Origin of the sequence: Micromonospora sp. NPDC047467 (assembly GCF_040643095.1) — a bacterium.
GTDB lineage: Bacteria > Actinomycetota > Actinomycetes > Mycobacteriales > Micromonosporaceae > Micromonospora.
Genome location: NZ_JBEYTO010000001.1, coordinates 984817 through 992563 on the forward strand (window position 1 = coordinate 984817; position 7747 = coordinate 992563).

Below are 7747 nucleotides of genomic sequence, written 5' to 3' on the forward strand. Positions count from 1 at the left end.
GGGGCGCGATGACCGACATCCGGGTACCCGTGGACGGTGCCGACCCGTCCGTCGAACGCAACCTCGTCGACCAGTTGGAGGGCCCCTACCCGGGCACCGTGCGGCGGGTCGTCGTGCCGATCGCCGCCGCCGGCACCGCCGCCGTCGACTGGACCAGCCGACACCCGCTGCTCACCGTCGTGCTGCGCCGGGACCTGGTCGAGGAGACCGTCCGGGTGACGGTCACCGTGGCGCCGGGCGGCACCGGCGAGCGCGTGCTGCCGCCGGTCGTCTTCGCGCCCTGGTCGGCCGCTGGCGCGTCGGTGCCCGCGTACGCGCCGGACACCGCCGACGAGCCGCTGGTCGCCCCGTTCACCGTCGCGGTGACGGCCGAGCGGGCCGTCGACGGTGGTGCCGCCACGGCGGTCACCGGTGCGGCGCTCGGCGGGCTGGTCGAGCTGGCCGTACTGGAGGGCAACCTGGGGCGGCTGCTGTACCTGATGTCGTACGAGAAGCACCGGCTGCGTCGCGCGGCCCGGGAGGTGCACGCGTACCGGACCCTGGCGCACGCCCGGCGCGACGCGCTGGACCGGATCGGCGCCGACGTCGGCGTGGCCCGCTTCGTCGACGAGCTGGTGCACGAGCCGACCAACGGCGAGGTGTACGCCCGCCGGCTGGCCCCGCCGGCCCGCGAGCCGGATTCGGCGTACGCCCACCGGCTCGGGCTCTACCGGCGGTTCCTGCTGCCCACCCCGGGTGCGGTGCGCCGACTGCTCAACGGGCCGGGCGCGGACACCGAGCCGAACTCCGGGCTCTTCGCCGACCTGCCCGGCGGTGCCCGGTTCACCCTGCGCGAGGACGACGACCGGTTCGCGGTGGCGATCCGGCTGGTCGCCGCCGGGGATCCGCAACACCGCACGAACTTCCTCGCCCAGCTGCGCCGGGACCGGCTGGTGCTGCCGGCGAACACGCCGCCGAACAACACCACGCACGCCGGCCGTGCGCTGCCGGCGAGCCGGCTGGCCGAGGTCACCGCGCTGCGGGCCAGCCTGCGCCAGTCGTACGCCTTCGACAGCGGGCACGCCGTGGCACCGCCGCTGGCCGCCGCCCTGGACCGCGCCGGGCGGGTGTGCCGGGCGCTCGGCTCGTCGGTGGTGTGGCAGGTGACCCGGGCGCAGGACGACGCCGGTGGCAGCCGCTACGAGCTGGGTCTCGGTGTGGACGTGAGCTGGCCGACCCCCGCGCAGGCCACCGACCTGCGCAACCGGGTGCTGGACACCGGCCGGGCGGTCACCGCCGACCGGACCGCCGAGGCGTTGATCGTCGCCGCTCGCGCACGCGGTGTGCCCACCGTGGCGGCCGACGGCGAGCTGGCGTGGCTGTGGCGGGTGTGCGGGTTGTCGACCACGCACCGGATCAGCACCACCCGGATGTACCTGTCCCACCTGCCCACCCGAGGGCTGGCGGTGACCGCGCCGCTGAGTGCGCCGGTCGCCGCCGATGCGACGGTCGAGGCGCAGTTCCACGCTCCGGGCGACCCGGGCGGCAACGCGCTGCTGCTGGCCGGGTTGACCGCGGCCAGGGCGGCCTGGACCGCCGCCGGGGAGCCGGCGTGGACGCCGCTGACCGACGCGGCCGCCCGCACCCGGTGGGCGGCCGTGCCGACCCGGCCGGCAGGGCAACCGGTCGATCAGGTGCTGGCCGCCGCCGGTCTTCCCGCGGTACGGGAGCCGGCGCCCGTGGTGGCCGCGCTCAACCGCCTGCCCGACGAGTTGGTGGAGACCATCGAGCTGCCGGCGGCGCTGGCCTCCGCCTTGATCGCCGGGCAGCCGGCCGCCGGAGACCGGCTGGCCCGGCTCGTCGGGCTGCTGCGCGATCAGCACCTCGCCGCCGCGCTGCCGCTTGTCGAGACGGGCAACCGGGTGCTGCTGGTGTGCAGCGTGATCGGCCTGCCGCAGGCCGGGCTGAACCTGGCCGAGCGCCGGGCCACCGGGTTCCGCTGGTACACCGTCGGACTCGGCGGCGGCACGGCGGAGATCAAGGCGGTCGGCGCGCGGACCACCCTGCGCCCCACCCACGCCGGGCTGGTCGCGGTGGTGGCGCTCTCCTATGTGCGTACCGGCCTGACCGACCCGTACGAGTTCCGGGTGGAGCTGCCCGACGGGGTGGCGCTGACCCTGGCGCAGTACGAGCGGCTGATGAACGCGTTGACGCGAGTCTGCCCCCTCGGCGTGGAGATCAACACGTTCGGCATCCGGCGCGACCACGTCGACCTCGACGGCAACGGCGCCGCCGAGCCGCTGCGCCCGGCGGTGGCCCGTACCTTCCGCACCTTCCAGCAGCGCCGGCACCGCGGCGTGTACGACCAGCTCTGAGAGGGACACCACCATGGCGAGCGAGATCAACTACGACGGGATGACCGTCACCGAGCTGTACGAGGTGTTCACCAGGCACGGCATCCCGCCCTCGGACGCCAGCGTGCTGGTCGCCTCCTGGATCTACGAGAACGTGGGCACCGCGAAGCGGGTGTTCAGCTACGCCGAGTCGTTCCCGGCGGTGGAGCCGGGCTGCGCGCCGCCGCCGTTCGCCCGCACCTTCGCCCACACCGACTGGGTCGACGGCGAGGACGTCGTGCAGGCCGGACAGACCCCCGGCGAGCAGGGCTTCAACGAGCGGTTCCACCGCATCGAGCACGACCTGGACCACCTCGGCACCGACCTGGCCAAGGCGTTCACCTGCATGGCCGCGATGCGGGTGAGCCTGCGCCGGCTGCTCGACGAGATCCGCGCCGAGATCAACCGGCTGCACTCCACCGTGCACGAGAACAAGGTGACGCTCGGCCCGCACGCCATCGAGCAGATCCCCAACTACATCGGCGCGCTGGACTTCGGTAAGTACATGGGCACCACGATGTTCATGGACAAGAAGGTAAGCATCTGGCAGACCAAGGCCGGCACCATCGTGCTGCCCGCCGTGGAGACCCTCGGCGTGGACGTGGTCGTCGGCCCGAAGGTCCGCGGTGCCGCCCAGCTCGCCCGCCACGCCGCCGAGCACAGCGACGTCCGGCAGCGTTTTCCCCGCGAGGTGAAGCTGGTGGAGTTCATCCGGTTCTTCGGCGAGGAGGAGTTGGCCGACGGTCGGCTGGTCCGCGACGTGCTCAAGGTGCTGCCGGCGGACACCAGCTACCCGAGCCTGGACGCGATGTTCGGCGAGGTGAGCGAGCGTGAGGCAGCGATCGTCCGGACCACGGTCGGCGCCTCGTCGGCGGTCTCGGCGGCGCTCGGCATCGAGGCCGAGTTGGAGAACGTCGCCGACGCCGACATCGCCATGCTCGCCGGGGTGCCGACCAAGGCCCGTGCGGCGCTGACCCGCGCCGGGATCAGCACCCTCGGCAAGCTGGCCGACGCGAAGCCCGAGCAGGTGCTCGCGGTCATGAAGGAAGCCGGGGTACGCGCCGACGTCGGCGACGCCGCCGAGTGGACCGGGTACGCCCAGACGCTGAGCAAGCTGCGCTGAACGGCCGTCACCGACTCGGGCGAACGGTCGATCCGCACCGCTCGCCGGGTCGGTGTGACGACACTGCGCTGGCGTGCCGACCTTCCACACCCGAGCGTGGAACTGCCACGGCTCGATCGGGTGCGAAAGGCGCATGCATGGCTGTTCAAGAGGTGCCGCACGACCTCCGCACCGCGCCGCACGAGGCCGATGCGGGGCAGCCACCCCGGTACGTGCTGCGCCTGCTCGGCGGGTTCGGGCTGGAGCGCGACGGCCGGTCGGTCGCGGTGCCGCAGGGCGCCCGCCGGTTGCTCGCCTACCTCGGCGTACGCCAGCGGTGCGCCCGCGCGGAGGCCGCCGGCACGCTCTGGCCCGGCTCCCACGAGGAGCGGGCTCGGGCCAACCTGCGCACCATGCTGTGGCGGCTGCACCGGGTCACCCCCGAGCCTTTGGTGGCCGAGGACGACCGGCTCGCCCTGGCCGCCGGGGTGACCAGCGACGTGGCCATTCTGGGCGCGGCGGCGGCCGCGCTGCTGGCCGGCGGGTCACCGGTCGGCGTCGGCCTCGGCGTGCCGGCGCTGGCGACCGGCGAGCTGCTGCCCGGCTGGTACGACGACTGGGTGCTGACCGAGCGGGAGCGGCTGCGCCAGACACGGCTGTACGCGTTGGAGGCCCTCGCCGAACGACTCACCGCGCAGGGCCGCTTCAGTGAGGCGGTGCAGGTGGCGTTGACCGCCGTGCAGTTGGAGCCGCTGCGGGAGAGCGCCACCCGCGTGTTGATCGCCGTGCACCTGGCCGAGCGCAACATCAACGAGGCGGTACGCCGGTTCGAGCTGTTCCGCGCCGACCTGGGCCGGGAGTTGGGTGTGGCACCGACGCCCTGGCTGGAGCACCTCGTGCGCGCGGGCAAGTCCGGCGCCCCGGTCCCGTATCCCTGAAAGACTCCGGCGCCGCCCCGCCGGCCCACACCCCCGGCCGGCTCCCGCTCCCGCCGGTCTCCGCGCCCGACCGGGCCGGGGCGGCGGCCACCGTCCCCACGGCCTAATGAGTGCTGGGAGGGTGCTGTTTGGCAAACTCCTGGTGGGGGACTGCGTAGGTTTCCGTGTTTGACCTGGGTGTGGTCCGTTGGACAGGACGTTGATCCTGTCCGGGAAGGACTACGTCATGGCAGACAAGAAGAACGCGGTTCAGCTTCCTGAACCGTCGGCGGTTGAGGTGGAGTTCGCTCAGCAGTTGGTCGAGCGGGCCAAGGCTGACGGAGTGTCGTTGGTCGGGCCGGGTGGGCTCCTCGCGGGGATCACCCGCACCGTCCTTGAGTCGGCGCTCGGTGCGGAGCTGGATGCTCACCTCGTCGAGTCCGGTGTTGACGAGGAGTCGGGCCGGCGGGTCAACGTCCGTAATGGGCACGGGGCGAAGACGGTGCAGACCGAGGTGGGGCCGGTGCGGATTCAGGTCCCGCGGGATCGGGCGGGGTCGTTCACGCCGCGGATCGTGCCCAAGCATGTTCGTCGGTTGGACGGGTTCAACGAGGCGATCTTGTCGCTGTATGCGAAAGGCCTGACGACCGGGGAGATCTCCGCGCATCTGGCGGATGTGTATGACGCCGACGTGTCCCGGGAGTTGATCAGCCGGGTCACTGACAGCGTGGTGGAGGAGATGGAGGCTTGGCGGCAGCGGCCGCTGGATCGGGTCTATCCGGTGGTGTTCATCGACGCTCTGGTGATGAAGATCCGGCAGGGGCAGGTCGCGAACCGGCCTGTCTACGTCGTGGTCGGGATCAGCCTCGACGGGGAACGTGACGTGCTCGGTATGTGGGCCGGGACCGGCGGTGAGGGCGCCAAGCAGTGGGCCGGTTACCTCACCGAACTACGCAACCGCGGGGTGGAGGACGTGTTCATGGTCTGCTCTGACGGCCTCAAGGGCATGACCGACGCCATCGAGCAGGTCTGGCCCCTCGCGGTGCACCAGCAGTGCGTCGTGCACCTCGTACGGGCGTCACTGCGGTACACCAACCGCAAGGACTGGCAGAAGATCACCCCCGCGTTGCGGGAGATCTACACCGCCCCCACCGTCGCCGCCGCGGAGGCCCGTTTCGAGGCGTTCGCCGCCGAGTTCGGCGACCAGTACCCGGCCGTCATCAAACTGTGGCGGACCTCCTGGCCGCAGTTCGTGCCCTTCTTGGACTACGACCACGAGGTCCGCAAGGTCCTCTACACCACCAACATCATCGAGAGCCTGAACGCCCGGTTCCGGCAAGCCGCCCGCCGGCGCGGGCACTTCCCGACCGAACAGGCCGCGATGAAGGTCCTCTACCTCGTCGTCCAGCAGAAACGTAAGGGCGGCGGGAGTATCACCGGCCGGGTCTACGGTTGGGCCAAGGCCCTCAACGCCCTGATCCTCGCCTACGGCGACCGGATCACCATCTAACAGCCTCGATCACACCACAGGCCCAAACACGGAAATCGACACACTCCCTACGCCGCTTGAGTGTTGCGTCGGTTGAAGCAGAGCAAAGGCTGCGCGGGGGTGGGGCGGCCCCGCCGTGTGGGTGGCGTGACCGGCGCTGCCGCCGCGCCGGTCAGTGTGTCGCGGGCGGGATGCTCTGCTCGTACTGGAAGACGTTGTGGGGGTCGTACTTCGCCTTGATCCGGCGAAGCCGGTCGAAGTTGCGTCCCCAGTAGGCGGTCTCCCATTCCGCCATGCCGATGTTCGGCACGTTGACGTAGGCGCCGCTCACGTAGGGCCGCAGTGCCTGGCTGAACTCGGCGATCCAGGTCTGGGCGATCGGGGTGACGTCGTCACCGCTGTTGGGCTCTCCGCGGGTGCCCCAGCCAGCGCCGGGCTCGGAGTAGAAGAGCGCGTCGCGGTGCGGGAACGCCGTGCCACCGAACGGTTCCTGCCGCTGCGCCCCCGTGCCGAACGCCTGGGTGAAGAAGTTGCTGTCGTCCGACGGAGCGTCGTCCATGAACGCCTGGATGATGCTGATCGCCTGCCTCGGGAACGGTTCTCGGGTGAACTGCGAGAAGAACTTCCAATTCGCAGGCTCGTCCTCGGTCGGAATCTGGAATCCTGCGTACGTCTCGCCCCAGCCTCCGATCTGCACCGTCACCTCGGGGCTGCCGATTGACAGGATCGGTTCCAGCAGCCGCCTGGCCTCTGCCTCCGAGCCTTCGGCGAGCACTCCGAACAGCAGGATCTCGTTCCGGTGGACCTCGAGTTGGCTGCCGAGGCGGGGGTCGGTGAACGGTGCGCTGCGCTGCCAGGTGTCGAAGACCCCGTGCAGGTCGCCGAGGCCCTGCCAGGTCGCCTGGAGGTAGGCGACGCTCTTGAGTGGGGCCACCTTGTAGGTGAGCGAGGTGACGATTCCGAAGTTGCCGTTGCCCGCTCCCCGCAGCGCCCAGAGCAGGTCCGGCTGGTTCCACGGGTCGACCTCGAGCACCTTCGCGCCGTCGGCGCCCGCCGCGACGACGATCTCCGCCCCGACCAGGTTGTCGCAGGCCATCCCGAGGTAGCGGGTGAGGAAACCGAAGCCGCCGCCGAGGGTCGCCCCGGACAGGCCGACGGTTCCCTCCGTTCCCGTCGTCGCCGCCAGGTCGTACTCGCCGAGCGCGGTGACCGCCTCCAACTGGCTGAGCCCGGCGCCGACCCGTGCGATGCGGCTGGCGGGGTCGATGTGGGTGCTCTTCAACTCGCTGACGTCGATCACGATGCCGTTGTCGACGTTCGACCAGCCTTCGAGGCTGTGACGACCGCTGCGGACCCGGAGCGCGACGTTGTTCTGCCGTGCCCACGTGAGGGCGTTGACCACGTCCCGGGTCTCCTGGGCGAAGACGATGACCAGCGGATAGTGAACGAAGAGCTCGTCCCAGCCGAGGCTCGCGTCAGCGTAGTTGGGGCTCTGGGGGCGGACGATGCGGCCGGTCAGCTCCGCCGGGGGGTACTTCGCACCGGACCCGGACCCGGGGCCGTCGGCCGCGATCGCCGAGCTGCCCGCCAGCGCGCCTGGGATAGCGACCGCTCCGGCGCCAGCGGCCGTCGCCTTGAGCAGATCACGACGAGAAAGGTCACGCATGGTCAGAGTCCTCTCGATCGGGGTACGCCGAAATCGGTCAAGAGGGCTCATTGCCTCTGATCAGGCGCAAACCAACCGTAAGTGCAGAGGGCTCTTCGAAGATCTGAGAGGGCGTCTGATTCACGTATTTTGCGGGTGATGCCGTCTTCAGGTGTCTCGCCAGGTTGGGGTGGTTTCGTTGGTGATGCGTTTGGTGAGGTT

At 71.0% G+C, this 7747-nt stretch carries 5 protein-coding genes; 4 read left to right on the top strand and 1 reads right to left on the bottom strand.

Features of this window, described 5'->3' with window-relative positions:
- Positions 1-8 precede the first annotated feature (8 nt).
- From ABZ780_RS04150 to ABZ780_RS04165, 4 genes are all read left to right on the top strand, one after another.
- Positions 9-2354 carry a hypothetical protein gene (locus ABZ780_RS04150; RefSeq protein WP_357484009.1) on the top strand — a complete coding sequence of 782 codons (2346 nt, stop codon included), beginning with the start codon at positions 9-11 and terminating at the stop codon, positions 2352-2354.
- Positions 2355-2367: 13 nt separating this feature from the next.
- Entirely contained in the window at positions 2368-3495 is a 1128-nt protein-coding gene (locus tag ABZ780_RS04155) for a hypothetical protein (RefSeq protein ID WP_357484012.1), read from the top strand.
- Between the two features lie 137 nt (positions 3496-3632).
- Positions 3633-4412, top strand: a complete 780-nt coding sequence (locus ABZ780_RS04160) for a BTAD domain-containing putative transcriptional regulator (RefSeq protein WP_357000502.1) — start codon at positions 3633-3635, stop codon at positions 4410-4412.
- Between the two features lie 226 nt (positions 4413-4638).
- Positions 4639-5901, top strand: a complete 1263-nt coding sequence (locus tag ABZ780_RS04165; protein WP_357484015.1) for an IS256 family transposase — start codon at positions 4639-4641, stop codon at positions 5899-5901.
- A gap of 151 nt (positions 5902-6052) precedes the next feature.
- Here ABZ780_RS04165 and ABZ780_RS04170 read toward each other — a convergent pair whose 3' ends face one another.
- Entirely contained in the window at positions 6053-7546 is a 1494-nt protein-coding gene (locus tag ABZ780_RS04170; RefSeq protein WP_357484018.1) for an FAD-binding oxidoreductase, read from the bottom strand.
- Positions 7547-7747 lie beyond the last annotated feature (201 nt).

What these genes read in the sequence shown, in the direction of transcription:
- ABZ780_RS04160 (WP_357000502.1), top strand. Translation starts at nt 3,633, where the DNA reads ATGGCTGTTCAAGAGGTGCCGCACGACCTCCGCACCGCGCCGCACGAG.
- ABZ780_RS04165 (WP_357484015.1), top strand. Translation starts at nt 4,639, where the DNA reads ATGGCAGACAAGAAGAACGCGGTTCAGCTTCCTGAACCGTCGGCGGTT.
- ABZ780_RS04155 (WP_357484012.1), top strand. Translation starts at nt 2,368, where the DNA reads ATGGCGAGCGAGATCAACTACGACGGGATGACCGTCACCGAGCTGTAC.
- ABZ780_RS04170 (WP_357484018.1), bottom strand. Translation starts at nt 7,546, where the DNA reads ATGCGTGACCTTTCTCGTCGTGATCTGCTCAAGGCGACGGCCGCTGGC.
- ABZ780_RS04150 (WP_357484009.1), top strand. Translation starts at nt 9, where the DNA reads ATGACCGACATCCGGGTACCCGTGGACGGTGCCGACCCGTCCGTCGAA.